The sequence below is a fragment of the Kitasatospora sp. NPDC094015 genome, from assembly GCF_040304075.1.
Classification (GTDB): Bacteria; Actinomycetota; Actinomycetes; order Streptomycetales; family Streptomycetaceae; genus Kitasatospora.
In genome coordinates this window covers 1-18,174 of the sequence record NZ_JBEOUL010000048.1, presented here as the reverse complement: position 1 = coordinate 18,174, position 18,174 = coordinate 1, and the positions used below count along the sequence as shown (strand labels likewise).

At 73.6% G+C, this 18,174-nt stretch carries 18 protein-coding genes and 3 pseudogenes; 11 read left to right on the top strand and 10 right to left on the bottom strand.

All coding sequences use genetic code 11. From position 1 onward, the window contains the following. Positions 1-9 precede the first annotated feature (9 nt). Positions 10-1,674: a COG1361 family protein gene (locus ABT014_RS32440; protein ID WP_350643088.1), complete on the top strand. Its 1,665-nt coding sequence runs from the start codon at positions 10-12 to the stop codon at positions 1,672-1,674. Between the two features lie 115 nt (positions 1,675-1,789). Then, the gene (locus tag ABT014_RS32435) at positions 1,790-2,626 is read left to right on the top strand and encodes a GNAT family N-acetyltransferase (protein ID WP_350643087.1); all 837 of its coding nucleotides are present in this window, start codon (positions 1,790-1,792) and stop codon (positions 2,624-2,626) included. Positions 2,627-2,680: 54 nt separating this feature from the next. On the opposite strand, the gene ABT014_RS32430 is transcribed toward ABT014_RS32435, so the two are convergent. Together ABT014_RS32430 and ligD are read right to left on the bottom strand one after the other, a co-directional pair. Next, positions 2,681-3,334: a DUF6461 domain-containing protein gene (locus tag ABT014_RS32430; RefSeq protein ID WP_350643086.1), complete on the bottom strand. Its 654-nt coding sequence runs from the start codon at positions 3,332-3,334 to the stop codon at positions 2,681-2,683. A gap of 105 nt (positions 3,335-3,439) precedes the next feature. Beyond that, entirely contained in the window at positions 3,440-4,327 is an 888-nt protein-coding gene (ligD, locus tag ABT014_RS32425) for a non-homologous end-joining DNA ligase (RefSeq protein WP_350643084.1), read from the bottom strand. A 136-nt stretch (positions 4,328-4,463) separates the two neighbouring features. Here ligD and ABT014_RS32420 point away from each other — a divergent pair, with 136 nt between their 5' ends. Together ABT014_RS32420 and ABT014_RS32415 are read left to right on the top strand one after the other, a co-directional pair. After that, entirely contained in the window at positions 4,464-5,402 is a 939-nt protein-coding gene (locus tag ABT014_RS32420; protein WP_350643082.1) for an oxidoreductase, read from the top strand. Next, on the top strand, positions 5,402-5,965 hold the full coding sequence (locus ABT014_RS32415) for a TetR family transcriptional regulator (RefSeq protein WP_350643080.1): 564 nt from the start codon (positions 5,402-5,404) through the stop codon (positions 5,963-5,965). The genes ABT014_RS32420 and ABT014_RS32415 overlap by 1 nt, the downstream gene beginning before the upstream one ends. A 289-nt stretch (positions 5,966-6,254) precedes the next feature. Here ABT014_RS32415 and ABT014_RS32410 read toward each other — a convergent pair whose 3' ends face one another. Further along, the gene (locus ABT014_RS32410; protein ID WP_350643078.1) at positions 6,255-6,620 is read right to left on the bottom strand and encodes a hypothetical protein; all 366 of its coding nucleotides are present in this window, start codon (positions 6,618-6,620) and stop codon (positions 6,255-6,257) included. A gap of 44 nt (positions 6,621-6,664) precedes the next feature. Here ABT014_RS32410 and ABT014_RS34640 point away from each other — a divergent pair. The 3 genes and pseudogenes from ABT014_RS34640 to ABT014_RS32400 all read left to right on the top strand — a co-directional run. After that, a pseudogene (locus tag ABT014_RS34640) lies at positions 6,665-6,808 on the top strand (IS256 family transposase); the annotation flags it as partial. After that, positions 6,791-6,999 (top strand): annotated as a pseudogene (locus ABT014_RS32405) (IS256 family transposase); the annotation flags it as partial. The pseudogenes ABT014_RS34640 and ABT014_RS32405, both read left to right, overlap by 18 nt. Continuing rightward, positions 6,996-7,610, top strand: coding sequence for an AAA family ATPase (locus ABT014_RS32400; protein ID WP_350643077.1), 615 nt, complete (start codon positions 6,996-6,998; stop codon positions 7,608-7,610). The pseudogene ABT014_RS32405 and the gene ABT014_RS32400, both read left to right, overlap by 4 nt. Before the next feature lie 151 nt (positions 7,611-7,761). Here the strand turns inward: ABT014_RS32400 and ABT014_RS32395 are convergent, their stop codons facing one another. After that, positions 7,762-8,430 (bottom strand): NAD-dependent epimerase/dehydratase family protein, encoded by a 669-nt coding sequence (locus ABT014_RS32395; RefSeq protein ID WP_350643075.1) that lies wholly within the window; start codon positions 8,428-8,430, stop codon positions 7,762-7,764. Positions 8,431-8,470: 40 nt separating this feature from the next. Further along, positions 8,471-9,145 (bottom strand): TetR/AcrR family transcriptional regulator, encoded by a 675-nt coding sequence (locus ABT014_RS32390; protein WP_350643073.1) that lies wholly within the window; start codon positions 9,143-9,145, stop codon positions 8,471-8,473. A gap of 157 nt (positions 9,146-9,302) precedes the next feature. On the opposite strand from ABT014_RS32390, the gene ABT014_RS32385 reads away from it, so the two are divergent. Next, the gene (locus tag ABT014_RS32385) at positions 9,303-10,127 is read left to right on the top strand and encodes an SDR family NAD(P)-dependent oxidoreductase (RefSeq protein WP_350643070.1); all 825 of its coding nucleotides are present in this window, start codon (positions 9,303-9,305) and stop codon (positions 10,125-10,127) included. A 57-nt stretch (positions 10,128-10,184) separates the two neighbouring features. Here the strand turns inward: ABT014_RS32385 and ABT014_RS34635 are convergent, their stop codons facing one another. Together ABT014_RS34635 and ABT014_RS32375 are read right to left on the bottom strand one after the other, a co-directional pair. Then, a complete protein-coding gene (locus tag ABT014_RS34635; RefSeq protein WP_502895139.1) occupies positions 10,185-10,478 on the bottom strand; it encodes a transposase in 294 nt (97 codons plus the stop codon). 11 nt (positions 10,479-10,489) lie between these two features. Further along, positions 10,490-10,816: a hypothetical protein gene (locus tag ABT014_RS32375; RefSeq protein ID WP_350643067.1), complete on the bottom strand. Its 327-nt coding sequence runs from the start codon at positions 10,814-10,816 to the stop codon at positions 10,490-10,492. 329 nt (positions 10,817-11,145) lie between these two features. Between ABT014_RS32375 and ABT014_RS32370 the strand changes: the two are divergent. Next, positions 11,146-11,277: pseudogene (locus tag ABT014_RS32370) on the top strand (NUDIX domain-containing protein); the annotation flags it as partial. 59 nt (positions 11,278-11,336) lie between these two features. Here the strand turns inward: ABT014_RS32370 and ABT014_RS32365 are convergent. Together ABT014_RS32365 and ABT014_RS32360 are read right to left on the bottom strand one after the other, a co-directional pair. Next, positions 11,337-13,037, bottom strand: a complete 1,701-nt coding sequence (locus ABT014_RS32365) for a glycoside hydrolase family 64 protein (protein ID WP_350643064.1) — start codon at positions 13,035-13,037, stop codon at positions 11,337-11,339. 238 nt (positions 13,038-13,275) lie between these two features. Beyond that, the gene (locus ABT014_RS32360; RefSeq protein WP_350643062.1) at positions 13,276-13,980 is read right to left on the bottom strand and encodes an HAD family hydrolase; all 705 of its coding nucleotides are present in this window, start codon (positions 13,978-13,980) and stop codon (positions 13,276-13,278) included. Positions 13,981-14,110: 130 nt separating this feature from the next. Between ABT014_RS32360 and ABT014_RS32355 the strand changes: the two genes are divergently transcribed. Continuing rightward, entirely contained in the window at positions 14,111-15,076 is a 966-nt protein-coding gene (locus ABT014_RS32355) for an LLM class F420-dependent oxidoreductase (protein ID WP_350643061.1), read from the top strand. Positions 15,077-15,108: 32 nt separating this feature from the next. On the opposite strand, the gene ABT014_RS32350 is transcribed toward ABT014_RS32355, so the two are convergent. Continuing rightward, positions 15,109-16,377 (bottom strand): PP2C family protein-serine/threonine phosphatase, encoded by a 1,269-nt coding sequence (locus tag ABT014_RS32350; RefSeq protein WP_350643059.1) that lies wholly within the window; start codon positions 16,375-16,377, stop codon positions 15,109-15,111. Between the two features lie 171 nt (positions 16,378-16,548). Here ABT014_RS32350 and ABT014_RS32345 point away from each other — a divergent pair, with 171 nt between their 5' ends. After that, on the top strand, positions 16,549-18,090 hold the full coding sequence (locus ABT014_RS32345) for a CYTH and CHAD domain-containing protein (RefSeq protein ID WP_350643058.1): 1,542 nt from the start codon (positions 16,549-16,551) through the stop codon (positions 18,088-18,090). The last annotated feature ends 84 nt before the right edge of the window (positions 18,091-18,174 follow it).

Sequence of the window (18,174 nt, the reverse complement as noted above, 5' to 3'; positions counted from 1 at the left end):
GAGCCGGATGTGGCCGGGTGGCGGGTTCGCGGGGTACTGACGGCGGCCGGGCTGACGACGATGGCGGCGGCGGTGGCCCTGCTGGTGCCGGGGGCGGCGGTGCGGGCGGCGGCCGCCGAGCCGCGCGGCACGTTCGAGGTGGCGTACCCGAGCCCGGCGCAGCAGCAGGTGCCCCCGGGCGGCACCGCCGTCCACCAGCTCGCGCTGACCGTCCGCAGCGGCGACGGCCGGGCGCTGCCCGGCAGCCCGGAGGTCGCGGTCGACGCGCGCGCCCTGGCCGGGGTCGCCGAACTCCAACTGCCCGAGCGCTGCCGCTTCACCGACGCCGAACGGCTCCGGGCCAGCTGCTCGCCGCTCGCGATCGGCGCCACCGCCACCCTGCGGCTGGGCGTCCGCGCGCTGCCCGGCGCGGCGGCGGGCAGCACCGGGGAGATCGGGTACCAGGTGACGGTCCCCGGCGCGGACGAGAGCGCGCACCCCGGCCCGGCGCGCACCACCGTCCGGATCGCCGACGGCCCCGACCTGGCCGCCCGGCTGCTCCCGGAACGGATCCGGCTCGGCGGGCCGACGCCGGTCGAGACCGGCCTGCTCAACCGGGGCAACCGGGACGCCACCGGGGTGGTGCTCAGCTTCGACGCCCGGACGGCGTCCACGGTCGACGGCAACCACAGCAACTGCCGCTACCCGCAGGCCCCCGACACCGTGGTGGTGTGCCGATTCGACGACGTCGTGGTGCACCCCGGCGAGGCGCTGCGGCCGGCCACCCCGGTGGTGCTGCGCCCGGTGGCCGGCGGGCAGCCCGCCACCGGCCTGTTCGAGTATCGGGTCGAGACCTCCGCCGGCCGGCCCGCCGCGGGCTCCGGGCCGGCCGGCAGCCACCCGGGCACGGGCCCGGCCCTCACCCTGACCACCGAACCGGCCCCCCAGCAGGCCGCGTACGGCGCGGCCACGGCGTCCGCCACCGTCGAGGCGGCCGCGACCGGCGACCTCGCGGCGGTCGCCACCGACCTGCGGGCCGTCGCGGGCACCACCACCGCGGTCACCTTCGCGGTCCGCAACGCCGGCGACACCCCCGCCGCCCCGGGCCAGGACCCGCAGAGCCGGCGCCTGCTGACCGTCACCTTCCCGGAGGGGCTCCGGGTGAGCGAGTGGCCCACCGGCTGCGCACCGCTCACCGGCCCGACCCCGTCGTACGGCTGCGCCCCGAGCCGCGTCCTGACGCCCGCCGGGACCGAGGAGTTCACCTTCCGGGTGGAGCCGCTCGAGCTGTTCGACCGGCGCACCGGCAGTGCCGTGCTGTCCGGCCCCGCGGACGCCTCCGCCGCCGACGACCGGGCGGAGTTCGCGGTCACCACCGTGCTGCCGGACTTCCCGGCGCCGCCGTCCTCGGCCGCGGTGAGCGCGGCGGGTGCTCCGGTGGCCGCGGTGAGCGCCACCACCAGCAACCCGGCCCGGCCGGTGCCGGCCGCCGCGGGCACCCCGACCAGGGCGGGCACCGGCGGCGCCGACCTGGCCCGGACCGGCGGGGGCGACACCGCGCGGTGGACCGCCCTCGGCGGTGCGGCCGCGGTCGGCCTCGGCATCGGCCTGATCGGGCTGACCCTGGTCAACCGGCGCGCGCACCGGGCGCTGCACCGGCGGGGCCGGATGCCGGGGCGGCCGCGGCGGGGGTGAGCGGGGCCGATCCTGGCCGGACGGGGCCGGGCGGGGCTGGGCGGGGCTGGTCGGGGCTGGGCTTGGCTGGCGTAAAACCTCTGGCGGACAGGGCGTCAGCCTGTTTGGATGCGCTGTGCACTTCACTGACACGGATCCCGACACCGCCCGCCTGCTCGACCGGATCGAGCGCTACTACGACGCCGTCCCCCGGTCCTCGGCCCGCGCCGAGGACTTCGGACCGCTCACCCTGTTCGTGCAGACCGGCAGCGGCTGGCCGTTCTACGGGCGGCCCGCCGTCGACCACGACGGGCCGGCGGCGACCGCCGCCGACGTCGAGCGGGTCCGCGCCCGGCAGCGCGAACTGGGCCTGCCGGAGGCCTTCGAGTGGGTGGCCGAGAACGCGCCCGGCCTGCGGGCCGCGGTCGAGGCGACCGGGCTGACGGTGCAGGCGTACCCGCTGATGGTGCTCGACCCGGCCGCACCCGAGCTGCCCACCCGCCCCGACGTCCGGCTGCTCGACCCCGACGCGCCCGAACTGGCCGGCGCGATCGCCGTCCCCCGACTGGCCTTCGCCGAGCCCGGCACCACGGTCGGCACCGCCGGCGCCACCGAACTGGCCGCGCTGGCCGAGAAGTTGACCGGCGACCCGGCACTGACCAGGATCGCCGACCGGATGCGGGCCGGGCTCACCGTGACCGCCGCCGCGTTCGCGCCCGACGGCACCGCCGTCTGCTCCGGCATGCACCAGCCGGTCGGCGAGGTGACCGAACTGGTCGGCATCGGCACCCTGCCGACCGCCCGCCGGCAGGGGCTGGGACTGGCCGTCACCGCCTGCCTGGTGGCCGACGCCCGGGCGCGCGGCGCGGGGACGGTGTTCCTCTCCGCCGGCGACGAGGACGTGGCGCGGATCTACGGCCGGGTGGGCTTCCGCCGGATCGCCACCGCGCTGATCGCCGAACCGGCCGCCTGAGGTACGCGCCCCGCGCCACCGCCGGTGCGGTGGCGCGGGGCACAGTCGGCCGAGTCAGCCGAGCGGAGCGGCCCAGAGCGGGATCCGGCGCAGGTCCTCCAGCGTGCGGTCCAGCCCGGCGAGCGCGCAGAGCACCCGCAGGTTGATCCCGCCGTCCGGCTCGCCCTCGTCGAGGCCGTCCTCCTCGAACACTCCGGCCGCCTCGACCGCCGCGCGCAGACCGGCGGGGATGCTCTCGGTGTCCTGCACCGGATCGAGTTCCTCGGTGACGAAGAAGCGCAGTTCCCCGTCGACCGCGTAGGCGAGGCTGGTGTCGGCGTTGACGGTGAAGGTGCTGCTGGCGGCGGTGCCGCCGGCGGCCGACAGCACCGCGGCCGGCGGTTCGCCGTCCTCGTCGTAGCAGGTCAGCCCGGAGTCGTCGTGGACGAAGGTCCACTCGCCGATCCGGCCGGCCAGCAGCACCGCGCCGCTGTCGTGCGCCCCGGTGGCCGCCCGGGCGAGCGAGGTCCACTCGTCGGGGCGCTCCGCGGGCAGCTCGCACGGGACGATCAGCCCCGGCTTGGCGCCGAGCGCCATCAGCGCCTCGGTCGGGCTCAGACCGCGGACCACGTGCACGGTGTGGTTCGGGTCCTCCGGCGACAGATCGGTGATCCAGACGGGCGTCCCGTCCTCGTCCAGCGTGCCCGGGGCGAATCCTGGGGTCGGCATGTCTGCTGCTCCTTCGGCGGTGGGGTGCTCCGCCCAGCGGAACGGCCCCGACCCACGCCGCGGATCACCACCTCGTACGCGTTCGGGGCAGCGGGTCCTACGCGCTCACGGCAGCGGGTCGGCCTGGTCGATCAGGGGTGCCAGCAGGTCACCGTGCTCGGCGACCCGGGCGAGCACCTGGTCGGGGGTGAAGGACAGCTCCTCGGCGCTGGTGCAGGCCTCGATCTCGGCCCAGCTCACCGGTGCGGAGACACCGGGCACCGGGGTCGCCCGCAGGGTGTACGGGGCGGCGGTGGTCTTGGCCGTCGCGTTCTGCGACCAGTCGACGAACACCCGCTCGCGCCGCAGCGCCTTGGTCATCCGGGCCACCACCCGGTCGGGGTGGTCGGCGGCGAGCCGCTCCGCCAGCGCCTTGGCGTACGCGCCGACCGCCTTGGCCGGGGCCGGGCGCAGCGCCGCGTACAGGTGCAGGCCCTTGCTGCCGGAGGTCTTGGCGTGGGCCCGCAGGCCGTCGGCGGCCAGCCGTTCGCGGATCAGCAGGGCGACCCGGCAGCAGTCCACCAGGTCGGCGCCGGGGCCCGGGTCGAGGTCGACCACCAGCCGGTCGTGGTGGCTCGGGCCGGTGTCGGCCGTCCACTGCGGGACGTGCAGTTCCAACGCGTACCCGTTGCCGACGGTCATCAGGGTGGCGAGGTCGTCGACGGTGACCCGGTCCTTGGGGCCCTCGTGGGTCGGGACGGTCACGGTGGACACCCAGTCGGGCAGGCCGGGCGGCGGGTTCTTGGCGAAGAAGCCCTGCTCGCCGATGCCGGAGGGGAAGCGCAGGAAGGTGGCGGGGCGGCGCAGCAGGTGCGGCAGCATCGCCGGGGCGACCTGCGCGTAGTAGTAGAGCGCCTCGCCCTTGGTCCAGCCGGTGACCGGCCAGAGGACCTTGTCGAGATGGGACAGGACCAGTCGGCGGCCCTCGACTTCGGTGACCTGGCGCTCCGGCATAACGACGTGGATCCCCGCGAACGGGGCCGGCCATGCCTCGGGTCACCCGGAAGGGCCTGCCCTCGGCCGTGGTCCGGGGCTTCCGGTTCGGCCGCCCGCGTGCAAGACTGAATGAACATTCATTCGGAGGTGCAGGGTGAGCTGGACCGCAGCGGACATTCCCGACCAGCAGGGCCGGACGGCCGTCGTCACGGGCGCCAACGGCGGCCTTGGACTCGTCACCGCGCGCGAGCTCGCCGCGCGCGGTGCGCACGTGGTGATGGCCGTGCGCAACCAGGCGAAGGCCGCCGATGCGGTCGAGGAGATCCGCGCCCGCGTGCCGGACGCCTCCCTGGAACTGGTGGCGCTGGACCTGTCCTCGCAGGCCTCGACCCGGGAGGCGGCGGGCCGGATCCTGGCCGCGCACGACCGCGTCGACCTGCTGGTCAACAACGCGGGCGTGATGGCCATCGCCGAGGCGAGGACGGTGGACGGATTCGAGATGCAGCTCGGCGTCGACCACCTGGGCCACTGGACGTTCACCGCACTGCTGCTGCCGGCGCTGCTCCGCGCACCGGGTTCCCGGGTCGTGACGGTGACCAGCACCGCCCACCACCTGGGCCGGCCGGTCGACGTGCGCAACCCGCACCTGGAGGGCCGCTACGGCCCGTGGCGCGCGTACGGGCAGGCGAAGCTCGCCAACTTCCACTTCGGGATCGGGCTGCAGCGCGAGCTGGAGCGAGCAGGCGCGCCCACGGCGAGCCTGATCGCGCACCCCGGCCTGTCCGACACCGACCTGCAGACGGTCAGCGTCCACGGCTCGGGCGGCGGCGCCTCGCAGCGGTTCGCCCACCTGATGGCGCGCCGGACCGGCATGTCCGCCGAGGACGGGGCGCTGCCGCAGCTGCGCGCGGCCGCGGATCCGTCCGCCCGGGGCGGGGAGTTCTACGGGCCGCGGTTCGTCAACAACGGCGCCCCGGTCCGCAGGCCGATCCTGCGCCGGCTCGGGATGGACCGCGCGATCGCGAAGCTGTGGGAGGTCTCCGAGCGCGAGACCGGCATCGCGCTCGACCTGCACTCCCCCAGTCACGTCTGATGGCGGCACCCAAGGACCGCGCGGCGGCCGTCCGCGCCGCGCTGCGCACGCTCGTCGCCCGCAACGGCTTCCACGGCGCCTCGATGAGCGCGGTCGCGGCCCAGGCCGGCGTGGCCGCCGGTACTGCCTACACGCACTACGCGTCGAAGGACGAGCTGGTGCTGGCCGCGTACTGCGAGACGAAGTCCGAGCTGAACCTCGCGGTCACGACGGATGCGGACCCGAACGCCCCCGCCGAGCAGTGGTTCCGCGACCTGTGGCTGTCCTGCTACCGCCACCTGCGGGCCAACCCCGAGCACGCCAGGTTCCTGCTGCAGGTCGAGCACTCCCCGTACCGGGCCCGCGCGCACGAGGCCGCCCTGGCCGATCAGGACGACCCGCTGCTGGCCCAGGTGGCCTCACCCGACATCGCCGCCCAGCTGCTCGCACTGCCGCTGGAGGTGCTCTACGAACTCGCCCTCAGCCCCGCGATCCGCCTCGCCGCCGGCGAGGCGGAGCTGACCGACGCACAGCTGGACGAGATCGCCGCCGCCTGCTGGCGGGCCGTCAGCCGGCCGGGGTGACCGGCCGCGCTCCCGCAGCTCAGGCCGTTGCACGTCGGGCGTGCAGCCGCGATCCCCTTCGCCAGGCTTCGGGCCCGGCCAACGGTTTGGGCGGGTGCGTCAGCCGCCGCTGTAGCGACCCCACCTCGAACATCATCCGCGCGAGCGCCGCAGCCTCAGGGTTGTGGGGTTGTTGCGTCACCTGGTCCTCCTCCGCGCCGTCAGTCCGTCATTCGACCGTAGTGCACGCCCTCCAGGTCGCGATGGGACGCCGCCGAGTGCAGCGTCCCATCGGCCCGCTACGGCTCGTTCATCCGGCCGCCCGCTCTCCCGCCCGCTGCTCTGCTGCGGGCCTTTGCGCCTCGTCGCGCGCGGCCTGCCAGCGCCTGTCGACTTCCGCAGGCCTCTGGTGGCCGCACTCGATGAGGTTGCCCGCCGTGTCGACGACTTCCGCGTAGCAATCGCCGTTCTCGATCCAGACGGCGACGTTTTCGATCCCCGCCGACCGGTCGTTGTCATCGACCCAGAAGGTTATGGAGAAGGCCAGCTCGTCGCCGTTGTAGTCGGATCGGACCCGGAACGTCTCGTCCGGCCTGAGCCACCGATCCTCGCCCAGTGGCTCAAGCCACATGACCAGCCAACCCTTTGAATCGTTGCGGACCTCCATGACAGCCATGTCTGCACCCTAAAGGCTGTCCCGCACCGGACCGGCATGACGCGGGGACGGCAGCGAAGACCGACGAGCGCGGCCACCGCCTCGTGGTCCGCAACGGCCACCACCGGCCGCGCACCGTGGTCACCGCCGCCGGGCCGGTCGAGGTTACCGCTCGCCGGATGAACGACCGCCGAGTCACCTTCTCGACGGTCAAGCTCCGGACCAAGGTCACCCGCCGCGCGGGCAGCCCGGCCGCCGCGCTCGCCATGGTGTTCGAGCTCGTCGAGTCCGCACAGACCCGCTTGCATGCGATCACCGGCGCCACCTGGTGCCCCTTGTTCGCGCGGGAGCCAAATTCGAGAGCGGTGTGCTGGTCGAACGTGCCACGGTGGCGGCATGAACCCGCCGACCTTCGAGCAGACCACCCCCGTTCGCGGCCAGGTGATCATCCTGACCGGGCCGCCCGGAGCCGGCAAGAGCACCGTGGCGGCGCTGCTCGCCGATCGCCTGACCCCCAGCGTTCATCTGCACAGCGACGATTTCTGGCGCTACATCAAGCAGGGCTGGATCCCGCCCTACCTGCCCGAAGCCCATCGGCAGAACCAGGTGGTCCTGCAAGTACTGGTCTCGGCGGCGTTCGGCTACGCCAGCGGCGGCTACCACGTGGTTTACGACGGCATCGCCGGCCCCTGGTTCATCGACCTCTTCCGCGCCGCGGCCAAGGAGCAGGCCGTGGCGCTGAGCTACGTCATCCTTCGGCCGAACCAGCAGACCACGCTGGAACGAGCAGCCGGCCGCACCGGCGACGCTCTGACCGACCCCGAACCGATCCGATCGTTGCACGGCCAGTTCAGCAACCTGGGCGTCTACGAGACCCACGTCCTGGATTCCAGTCACCTGACCGCAGAAGCGACCGCCGACAGCATCCTGGGAGGCATCGCGCGGGGTACCTACCTCCTCGGCCCCGACGACAGCGTCACCGACGCAGACGACCCGATCCACAACTCTTGACTGTTGCTCCCGACTGCACGCACCACGCCCTGTTCTCTACGGCGGCGAGTACTTCGAACTCGTAGCACGATCTTCGTGCCCGGACCAGCCCGTGTCGCACCCGCTGGGCGGTCGTCGGCGCATCCACCGTTCCGAGGGCAGGGGGTGGCGGTCAGGCGGAAGCGAGCCGGTTGATGTCGGGGTTGCGCAGCACCGTGGGGCCCGCGCCGTTCTGTCGGGCGACGGCGAGCATGGCGCGTCCGATGGCGTCGGTGTTGGTGACGTACCGGGGGAAGGCGCGTCGCAGGAGGGGGTACAGGACCCCGGTCGCGCGGTACACGATGCGGTAGAGCGGAGTGCGGGAGGTGGCGCCGTCGACGGGCTGGATGTAGCCGGGACGGAACATGTACGCGGTCATCGGCATGTCGAGAAGTTCGTTCTCGGTGCGGCCTTTGACGCGGGCCCACATCTGGCGGCTCTTTCCTGTGCTGTCGGTGCCTTCGCCGGAGACGTAGACGAACGTCAGCTCGGGGCTCGCGGCGTGCAGGGCTCGGGCGGCGGCGAGTGTGTAGTCGTAGGTGACGTGCGCGTACTCCTCTTCTTTGCGTCCGACCGCGGAGACGCCGAGGCAGAAGAAGCAGGCGTCCAGGCCCTTCAACTGGTCCTGGAGTGCGGTGTAGTCGGTGAAGTCCGTATGGATGATCTGCCGCAGCTTGGCGTGGGCCAGCGGGAGAGAGCCGCGGACGACGGCGAGGACTTCGGTGACGGTGTCGTCGCGGAGGCTGGCACGCAGTGCGCCGTGCCCGACCATGCCGGATGCTCCGAAGATGATGACGCGCACGATTGCTCCAGATGGTGAGGTGTGGGCGGGGGCGGCGCGGTCAGGCCGACGGGCGGGCGAGGGTGCCCGCAACGAGGGTGGCCAGCATCTGGCGAAGTGACGCGGCGAAGTTCATCTTGAGTCCGGCGAGGGTGGGATCGGCTTCGTACGCGGCGAGCATCGCCTGCGAGGGGCGGGCATGCGTCCACACCGCGCCGATCACCATCACGGTGGAAGCGGCCAGGTGGTCTGCCCGATCGCCCAGCTCCGGCAGGTGGACGCGTGCGAGTGCGGCGAGGTCGCCGACGTTCGCGACAGCGGCCTTCTTGTAGCGGGCGGCCACCTCGGGCGACACGTTGTGTTCCAGCACCCCGGCCTGCGCGCTGAGCAGGTCGCACAGCACATGTCGTTCGGCCAGTGAGGCGGTGACGGCCGCGGCGAACTGCTCGCCGCGCACGTTCACAGGGTCTCCGGCGCCGATGCCGACGGTCAGCAGGTCCGGAAGGTCGGCCGACCATTCCTTCCAGGCGTGGTCGAGCAGCTCCAACAGGACAGCCTCGCGGGATTCGAAGTACCGCAGTACGTTCGACTTGGCGAGCCCGACGCGTCGGCTCAGCTCGTTCAGGCTGACCGTGGCGACCGGCATCTCGTCGAGCATGGCGGCAGCGATGGCGAGGATGTCCCGGCGACGGGATTCCCGCTGCTCCTCACTGCGAGCGCGCTGGAAGGTACTCATGCGCCCATATTACAGACCAGCAGTCTTTTGACATCAGACCGACGGTGCCTTACCTTGGAAAGGCAATAACAGACCGCTGGTCTGAAACAGCGGGTCCGTATCCGAGCGGCCTGCGCGGGACTCGCGCCGGTGCCGCCGACAGGAATCGAGCATCCTCATGTCCAAGGTCTGGTTCGTCACCGGAAGCTCCCGCGGCCTGGGCCGCGCCATCGTCGAGAACGCCCTGGAAGCAGGCGATCGGGTCGTCGCCACCGCCCGGAACACCGCCAAGCTCGACGACCTCGCCGCACGCTACGGCGACAGGATCCTCACCCTGCCGCTCGACGTCACCGACGTCGACGCCGTACAGAAGACGGTCCAAGAGGGGCTGAGGGCATTCGGCCGTTACGACGTCGTCGTGAACAACGCCGGCTACGCCGACCTCGCCGCCGTCGAGGACGTATCCCTGGAGGACTTCCGACGCCAGGTTGACACCCTCTTCTACGGCACCGTCTACGTCACCAAGGCCGTCCTGCCCACCCTGCGCGAGCAGGGCTCCGGGCACATCTTCCAGATCTCCTCCCTCGGCAGCCGCCTCGCCGGCCCCGGCCTCACCGCCTACCAGGCGTCGAAGTGGGCGGTGAGCGCCTTCTCCGTCGGCCTCGCCCAGGAAGTCGCCCCGCTCGGTATCAAGGTCACCTCCATCGAGCCGGGCGGCATGCGCACCGACTGGGCCGGGTCGTCCATGGACATCCCGCCGATCAGCGAGCCCTACCAGCCCACCGTCGGCGCCTTCGCCGACATGCTCCGCCAGGCATCCGGCCGGGAACCCGCGATCCCCGCCAAGGTCGCCCAGGTCATCAACGACCTGGTGGACCGCGACGACGCACCCCAGCGCCTCCTCATCGGCAAGGACGCCGTCCAGTACGCCGCCGCTGGGGCCAGTGCCCTCGCCGAATCGGATGCCAAGTGGCGCGAGATTTCGGAATCCGTCACGGAGTAGCCGGGCCTGCCACAAGACGTTGCGGGCCACCTCACCGCCCTCGAGCTCGTCACACGGTCACGCCGTGGCCTTCTTGAGACGGCGCCAGCAGATGAGCGTGCAGCCGAGTGAGATGAAGGCTTCGTGGAGGTCGAGGCGTCGTTCCCAGCGGGTGGCGAGTCGTTTGAACTGGTGGAGCAGGGCGAAGGTCTGTTCGACGACGTAGCGGAGTTTGCCCAGGCCGTGGATGTCGGGGTGGGTGCCGCACGCCGCGCGGGCGGGTGCAGGTCGCCCGGCAGCGCGGCCTCGCTTCGCGGACGGAGTCCTTTTGGCTGCCGCCGCGCTCCGCCCGCCATGACGGCCGAGACGCATCGGCGCACCTGTCAGTCGGCCGGAGGTGCCCCATCCACCACCGCCCGCAGCCGCCTTATCTCGTTCACCAGGCGCGGCACGTCTTGGCGCGCGCCAGCGATGAACTCGATATCCGCGTCGGTCTGGGCGTCGGCCCCGACCACCGCGCAGCCGCCCGTGGCGCGAGTCAGGTAGATCTCGTCGTCCCCGTCCGCGTCGGCTCGGAGCCGAATGAAACTTGTGCCGCCGACTCCGTGTCGGCTCTCCAACCAGCCGACCCACGGCCCCGGAGTGGCGGCGTCAGCGCGCCGCTCGATCGCGGACAGCACTTCCTCGGGCAGCACCTCAGCAGACTCCATGATCGAAAGCGTCCGCCGGCGCTCCCTGCGTGTCCAGACCCGCGACGGCACACAACCCTAGATCTCAATACGAACAGCCTTCGACCGCGGCGCCGGCTGACTCCCCTTGTGACCTTAGCCCCCAGTGCTGGTCGCCCGTGACCCGCGATTCACCAAGCCTGCGACAAAGCACCGACCCGTGCGTTCCTGCCACCCTCCTAGAAATCCGCGCACCCGCCTGAGTGACCGGCGGAAACGTGAAGGCGCATGGAGGCGACCGGCGGGAGAGCCCCATGCTCTCACCGGGCCGCTGCGTGTCGGCAGGGTCCACCGGCACCGCCTGGGCAGTGGTGCTCGAACTGCCCTTCGCCAACGCCCTCGCCATGACCCGCGACGGACGGATCACCGACGGCAAGACCATCATGCTCCTGCAGTGGGCCGCCCTGGACGGCCCTTTCGCCCCCGCAGCGCCCGCCGCCTGACGCCAACGGCCGGGCCCACGCCGTTCGGTGGGCCCGGCCGCGGGTGGTGGCTCGCGCCGTCAGGCGAAGGTGAACCAGTTGAGGTTCACGAAGTCGGCGCCCTGGCCGCTGTCGAAGGTCAGGTAGACGTCGTGCACGCCGGTGGTGCGGGCGATGTCGGCGGGGACAGTGCGCCAGGTCTGCCAGCCGCCGGTCGAGGCGACGGCGAAGCTGCCGACCGGCGTGGCGGTGGGGCTGCCGAGCCGGACCTGGACCAGGCCGCTGACGCCGGCTGCTGCGCCCGACGCGACCCGGGCGCTGAACCGGGTGGCCCCCGCGCCGCCGAAGTCGACGGCCGCGTACTTCAGCCAGACGCCATTCGCCAGCCAGCCCATGTCGCTGCCGCCGCCGCTGTCGGAGCAGGCCTCGGCCCGTCCGCCGGACTGCGCGCTGAACGCCTCGGCCTGGATGCTCGCGAAGGCGCTGGTGCCGCCGCCGGGCGGGACGGTGGCGGTGGCCGTCGGAGTGGGCGTACCCGGCCCGGAGCCACCGGCCGTACCGCCCACGGTGATGGTGAACAGGTTCGGACTGCCCGACTGCACCTTGCCCTCGAAGTCCACGCCCGCCGGGTGCACGTCGTCGTACGGGAACGCGTACCCGAGCCCGTCCGGTGTCGTGCTGTGCAGGATCCGGGCGTAGTGGTTGGTGCGGGCCCGGGTGTAGAACGCGGCGGGGTTCTCGCCGTCCGGCTGATGGGGGTTGTCGAGCAGGGTGGTCCGGTTGAAGGCGGCGGCCAGCCGCGCGCTGAGGTTGCCCATCAGGTCGTTGCCGGTGGTGAAGGGCGCGTCGCTGCAGGAGAAGACGGCCAGGGTGGACGGCTTGGCGAAGCTGCCCGCGCCGGGGAAGGTGAGCGTGTCGCCCGACACCCGGCCGGTGAAGGTGCCCCAGGTGAACTGGGTGTCGATCCGCAGGTCCTTGCTCCGGTAGGCGTTCCACACCTGGTCGACGTAGTCGTCGAAGTACCCGGCGAACAGCGCGTTGTTGCCCCGGATCGCCAGGTTGGGGCTGAGGATCCGCAGGTCGGCGCCGTCGCGCTGGACGATCAGCCGGCTCCAGTCGCTGCCGTCGGCGGCCGACTGGGCCCGCAGCGCGGCGGCCACCCGGGCCAGGCCGTCCGACGGGAGGCCGCGCACCGTCTGGGTGCCCTGGGCGGTGTCCAGCCGGAACGAGATCGGCAGGCCGACCATGTCGACGAAGGTGATGTTGGCGTAGAGCTGGTCGGTGTTGTAGGTGAACTCGCAGAAGTCGTGCCGGACACCGGCGTTGGGGTCGCTCGGGTTGCTGACGGATGGCAGCGCGAGGCCGCCGCCGCGGTTCATCAGGAAGGTGAGCCGGGCGCCGACCGAGAAGTAGATCCGCCCGCTGTCCAGGCGGGGCAGGGTGATCCGGCGCGGGCCGGCCCCGGGGCCGTTGAGGGCGATCGCGCAGTCCACACCCAGCGGGGTCTGGTCGTTGGCCGGGGACGGCGGGTGGTGGAGGGTGCTCCCGTCCGCCTGGATGAACGCCCAGGCACCGCCCGCCGCGGGGTCGCGGCCCAGTACGTAGGCGTAGACGGTCGCGTTCCCGGTGGTGTTGACCAGGTCGAGCGGCAGGGTGGCGGCCGTGGAGGCGAGGGCGCTCGATTCGACCCACCTGGTCGCGGCGGCGACGGAGAGGGCGGCGACGGCGGTCGCGGCGAACAACTTGCGGCGGGACAGCGGGCGGTGGTGGCGCGGTGTCATCGGAGGGACTTCCCTTCGGTGGTGGGGAACCAGCGCGCGAGAGCGCTCTCAAGGGGCCCACATGCTACGCACCGGCCAGCGCCACGACAATGTTCACGGCCCGCGCACAACCGCTCTGACCAGCCAAAATGCCTGCAGGCCAACGGACTTAAGGCTCCGTTAGGGCAGGCTTGAGGCTCAGCAAAGGCTCACCGCGGCCGATATGACGCGCCGTCACCCGGCCACCACGGGGCTCGGGTCACCCGTTCCCGGCCGCCGCCCGCCCGTGCCCGGGCAGCGCGCCGGGCTGCCCGAGGGCGCTGTCGTCCAGGCGTCCCAGCACGGCAGCGACGTCCTGGTGCACCTCCAGCGCCCCGGCGGCGCGCAGATCGCGCTCGCTCCAGCCGCCCGAGAGCACGGCGATGCAGGGCACCCCGGCCTTCGCGGCGGCCTCGATGTCCCAGAGCGTGTCCCCGACGAACACCGCGTCCCCGGGCTCGGCGCCGGCCTTCTCCAGTCCGGCCCGGACCAGGTCGGGGGCGGGTTTGCTGGCCGCCACGTCGTCCGCGCCGGTCACCGCCGCGATCGCCTCGTCGGCGTCCAGCACGCGCCGCATCACCGCCAGGTCGCGGCCGGAGGCGGAGCTTGCCAGCACCACCGTCCACCCCTTGGCGGCGACCGCCCGCAGCAGGTCACCGGCGCCGTCGAAGGCTCGCAGGCCCGGCCAGAACCGCGCGTACAGGGCCTTCTGGGCGGCGCTGATCGCCTCGTCCGCGGAACGGTCGCGGTCGGCGCCGAGCAGCCGGTCGAGCAACTGGTCGCCGCCCATGCCGATCGCCGCGTGGATCCGGGCCGTCGCCGGGTGGTGTCCGTACTGCGCCAGCGCCTCCACCCAGGCCGTCGTGTGCAGGTAGTTCGTGTCGAGCAAGGTCCCGTCCACGTCGAACATCGCCGTCGGCGCCATCGGCCCGCCCTCCTCGCGTCCGGGGTCCGACCCCGACGCTACGGCCCGGGGCCGCCGGTCGCGACCGCGCCCGGTCCCGGCACCCGCTCGTGGGCCGTTTCCGCCGGCGGGCGTCGGGCAGGCGCCCGGCATGGTTGGTATCGGGTACACGATGATGACCGAGCAGGCCGGCCCGCGGCAGCTGGTGGCGGACGTGGTGCGGGCGGAGGAGGTCGGCTTCGACTTCTCCGTCGCCTCCGACCACTACTTCCCCTGGCTGGACGAGCAGGGCCACGCGTCGTACGTGTGGAGCGTGCTGGGCGCGGCGGCGCAGGCCACCGAGCGGATCCCGCTGATGACGTACGTGACCTGCCCGACCGTGCGCTACCACCCGGCGGTGGTGGCCCAGAAGGCGGCGACCGTCCAGTTGCTGTCCGAGGGCCGGTTCCGGCTCGGCCTCGGCTCCGGGGAGAACCTCAACGAGCATGTGGTGGGTGGTGGTTGGCCGCCGGCCGACGTGCGGCAGGAGATGCTGGACGAGGCGGTCGGCATCATTCGGGCGCTGTTCGGCGGTGGCTACGTCAACCACCGCGGCCGGCACTTCCAGGTGGAGTCCGCGCGCCTGTGGGACCTGCCCGAGCAGGCGCCGCCGATCGGGATCGCCGTCTCCGGCGAGCAGTCCTGCCGGCTCGCCGGCGAGCACGCCGACCTGGTGATCGCCGTCGAACCTGACCGTTCCCTGCTGGACGCCTTCGACCGGCACGGCGGGGCCGGCAAGCCCCGGGTGGGGCAGCTGCCGGTCTGCTACGACCCGGACCGGGAGGCGGCCGTGACCCGGGCGCACGAGCAGTTCCGCTGGTTCGGCGGCGGCTGGAAGGTCAACTCCGAGCTGCCCGGACCGGCCTCGTTCGCCGCCGCGAGCCGGTTCGTCACCCCGCAGGACGTGGCTTCCGCCATGCCGTGCGGCGACGACGCGGCGGAGTTCGTGGACGCCGTGCGGGCCTACGCCGAGGCCGGGTTCACCGAGGTCGCGCTGATCCAGGTCGGCGGCGCGAGCCAGCAGCCGTTCCTGGACTGGGCCGGCAAGGAGCTGCTGCCGGCGCTGCGCGCGCTCTGAGCGGGGGCCACGGCGAGGCTCGCCACCCGGGGTCACCGCCCCGGGTGCCACTCCACCAGCATGATGGTCGCGTCGTCCCGCAGCCGCGCGCCTTGGTGGGCCAGGATCGCCTGCATCAGCCGGCGCAGCGCCTCCGGTGCGGGCAGGCCGTCCGCCATGGCCCGGGAGACGGTGGCCGCCAGCCGATCCTCGCCGAACAGCTCGCCGCCGCCACGGCTCGGCTCCAGCACACCGTCGGAGTGGATCAGGATCTGGTCGCCGGGCTCCAGCTGCGCGGTGTGCACCGGCGGGCGGGGCCGGTGCAGCCCCGGCGGCAGGCCCAACGGCGGGTGCGGGTGACGGTCCAGGGCTCCGTCGACGATGTGGCGGTCGCGCACCAGCAGCGGGGCGGGGTGGCCGCAGTTGATCCACTGCAAGCGGCCGGTGCCGGTGTCGAGGTCGCCGACCACGCAGGTCAGCATCCGGTCGGGGATCCACCGGGCGAGGCTGGTGTCGATCGCCTCGGCGATGTCCGGGAGGGTGCCGCCGGCGCGGCGGGTGGAGCGGCAGGCCGCCAGGGCGACCGCGCTGCAGCCGCCGGAGGCGAGGTCGTGCCCCATCGCGTCGACCAGGGTCAGGTGCAGGCTGTGGCCGGAGAGGTTGTGGTCGAAGGCGTCGCCGCCGACGTCGTAGGCCGGCTCCAGCACCGCGCTGGAGGTCACGGCGCGGGTGCCGATGGTCCGCGGCGGGACGAAGGCCCAGAGCAGCTCGGCCTGCAGGGTCATCGGGCGGCTGCGCATGGTCTGCACCAGGACGTCGCTGAACGGGGCCTTGGTGGCGATCATGACCGCGGCGACCGAGGCGAGCGCCCGGCAGCGGGCCAGCGCGGGGCCGTCCAGGACGGGGGCGGCCACCCGCAGCACCCCGATCCGTCCGATGCCGTCGATCAGCGGCAGCCAGCCGACCTCGGCGCCCTCCTCCTCGCCGGTCCGCTCGCCCGGACCGGCGGCGGTCCCGTCCGCGCCCGAGCCCAGCTGGAGTTTCTCGGTGCGGTAGGCGCGGCCGGCGAGCGAGCGGTCGATGTCCAGGACGCCCTGCCCGTGCGGGGCACCGGGCAGCACCTCCCGGCCGGCCTCGGGGGCGGGGAGCGCGACCAGCTGTTCCTGCTGGACGTCCGCGAGGTAGATCCAGACGTGGGTCAGGCCGAGTCGGCGGGCGGCCCGCCAGAGGAGGCCGGGCACGTCGCGCGGGCCGGCCCGGTGGGACGCCTCCAGCAGGCTCGCGAGCACCGGGCCGAGCTGTCCGTCCGCACCGCCGTGCACGGCGCACCTGCTTCCGTCCTGGTCGGCGCCCGGTGGCCGACGCCCTGCCTCCATGGTCCGCCAGGGGCCGCCGCGCCGCCGGTCGGTCGGCCCGGATCACCGGTACGGCCCGGGTGATCGGTACGGCCCGGGTGGTCGGTTCGATCGGACGGGGCCGGGCAGACGAGCCGTATGGCGACTGCGCACGTGGAGATCGAACGCAAGTACGACGGAGCCATCGACCGCCCGCTGTCGACCGAGGGGCTGCCACGGGTGGCCCGGCTGCGGTCGGGGCCGGCGGAGAAGCTGGACGCCGTGTACTACGACACCGCCGACCTGCGCCTGCTTCGGCGGGGCATCACGCTGCGCCGGCGGACGGGCGGCCACGACCCCGGCTGGCACCTGAAGACGCCGGGGTCGCAGGACGCCCGGACCGAGACCCGGCTGCCGCTCGGTGCCGGCGACGACCGGCGGCCACCGGCCGAGTTGCTGGCGCGGACCCGCGCCTTTGCCCGGGGCGAGCCGGTGGTGCCGGTGGCGCACCTGCGGACCAGGCGCGACCTGACCGAACTGGTCGACAAGAAGGGCCGCACGCTGGCCGAGCTGGCCCGCGACACCGTCTCCGCCCAGCCCCTGGGCGGCCCCGCCGTGGGCGACGACCCCGCCCCGGAGGCGGCCACCACCTGGATCGAAACCGAGGTGGAACTCGCCGGGGGCGACCCCGGCCTGCTGGAGGAGATCGAGGCACGGCTGCTGGTCCGGGGGCTGCAGCGCTCCGCCGCCGGGTCCAAGCTCGGCCGCGCCCTGGCCGACCGGCTGGCCGCCGGCGGCCCGACGGAGGCGGCGGCCCGGTACGACGGGGCCGGCTCCGACGACCCGCCGTCCTCGATCGGCGAGGCCCTCACCGTCGGCCTACGCACCCGGTACGCGGCACTGCTGCGGCTCGATCCGGCCGTACGGCTGGACGAACCGGACGCGGTGCACCAGCTGCGGGTCACCGTCCGGCGGCTGCGCAGCGCGATGGCCGCGCACCGGCGGATCCTGGACCGGCCCGCCGCCGACCACCTCGACCGGGAACTGCGCCGGTTCGGCCGGGTCCTGGGCGGTGCCCGGGACGCCGAGGTGCTCGCCGAGCGCCTGGGCGAGCAGGCCGCCGCGCTGCCGCAGGCCGGCCATCCGGCGGAGGTCGGCGCGGCGATCCGGGACGGGTACCGGAAGCGCTACCGGGAGGCGCACCGCGAGGTGCTGCGGGTCATGGACGGCGGGCGCTACTTCGCGCTGCTGGACGCCCTGGAGCGGTTCGTCGCCGACCCGCCGCTGAACGGGCGCGCCCGCCGGGGCCGCTCCGAGGCCCGCCGGATGCTGCGCAAGCAGCGCCGGCGCACTGTCCGCCGCCTGCGGGACGCGCTCGCGCTGGAACCGGGGTCCCGGCGCGACAAGGAACTGCACCGGGCGCGGAAGGCCGCCAAGCGCGCCCGGTACGCGGCCGAGGGGGTCGCCGGGTACGCCGGCCGGCCCGCCGACAGGACCGTCCGCCGGATGAAGAAGGTCCAGAAACCGCTCGGCGCCCACCAGGACGGGGTGATGGGCGAGCAGGCGCTCGCCGACCTGGCCACCACCGCGGATCGGGGCGAGGTGGCGTTCGGTCTGGGGATCCTGTACGCCCGCCAGCGGGCGGACGAAGGGCGCTGGGTCGAGCAGGCCGCCGAGGCGGGGCGCAAGCTCGGGCTCTGAGCGTGCCGAGGGCGCCCCGGGAGCCGCGTGCACCGCCTCGTCCGGGGTCATCCCCATCTCGCGGACCGCGACCGCGATGCAGAA

Coding starts and splice junctions, on each gene's coding strand:
- ABT014_RS32355 (WP_350643061.1), top strand. CDS start 14,111: ATGGTTGGTATCGGGTACACGATGATGACCGAGCAGGCCGGCCCGCGG.
- ABT014_RS34635 (WP_502895139.1), bottom strand. CDS start 10,478: ATGCGTCTCGGCCGTCATGGCGGGCGGAGCGCGGCGGCAGCCAAAAGG.
- ABT014_RS32385 (WP_350643070.1), top strand. CDS start 9,303: ATGTCCAAGGTCTGGTTCGTCACCGGAAGCTCCCGCGGCCTGGGCCGC.
- ligD (WP_350643084.1), bottom strand. CDS start 4,327: ATGCCGGAGCGCCAGGTCACCGAAGTCGAGGGCCGCCGACTGGTCCTG.
- ABT014_RS32365 (WP_350643064.1), bottom strand. CDS start 13,037: ATGACACCGCGCCACCACCGCCCGCTGTCCCGCCGCAAGTTGTTCGCC.
- ABT014_RS32345 (WP_350643058.1), top strand. CDS start 16,549: ATGGCGACTGCGCACGTGGAGATCGAACGCAAGTACGACGGAGCCATC.
- ABT014_RS32400 (WP_350643077.1), top strand. CDS start 6,996: ATGAACCCGCCGACCTTCGAGCAGACCACCCCCGTTCGCGGCCAGGTG.
- ABT014_RS32430 (WP_350643086.1), bottom strand. CDS start 3,334: ATGCCGACCCCAGGATTCGCCCCGGGCACGCTGGACGAGGACGGGACG.
- ABT014_RS32415 (WP_350643080.1), top strand. CDS start 5,402: ATGGCGGCACCCAAGGACCGCGCGGCGGCCGTCCGCGCCGCGCTGCGC.
- ABT014_RS32360 (WP_350643062.1), bottom strand. CDS start 13,980: ATGGCGCCGACGGCGATGTTCGACGTGGACGGGACCTTGCTCGACACG.
- ABT014_RS32375 (WP_350643067.1), bottom strand. CDS start 10,816: ATGGAGTCTGCTGAGGTGCTGCCCGAGGAAGTGCTGTCCGCGATCGAG.
- ABT014_RS32410 (WP_350643078.1), bottom strand. CDS start 6,620: ATGGCTGTCATGGAGGTCCGCAACGATTCAAAGGGTTGGCTGGTCATG.
- ABT014_RS32390 (WP_350643073.1), bottom strand. CDS start 9,145: ATGAGTACCTTCCAGCGCGCTCGCAGTGAGGAGCAGCGGGAATCCCGT.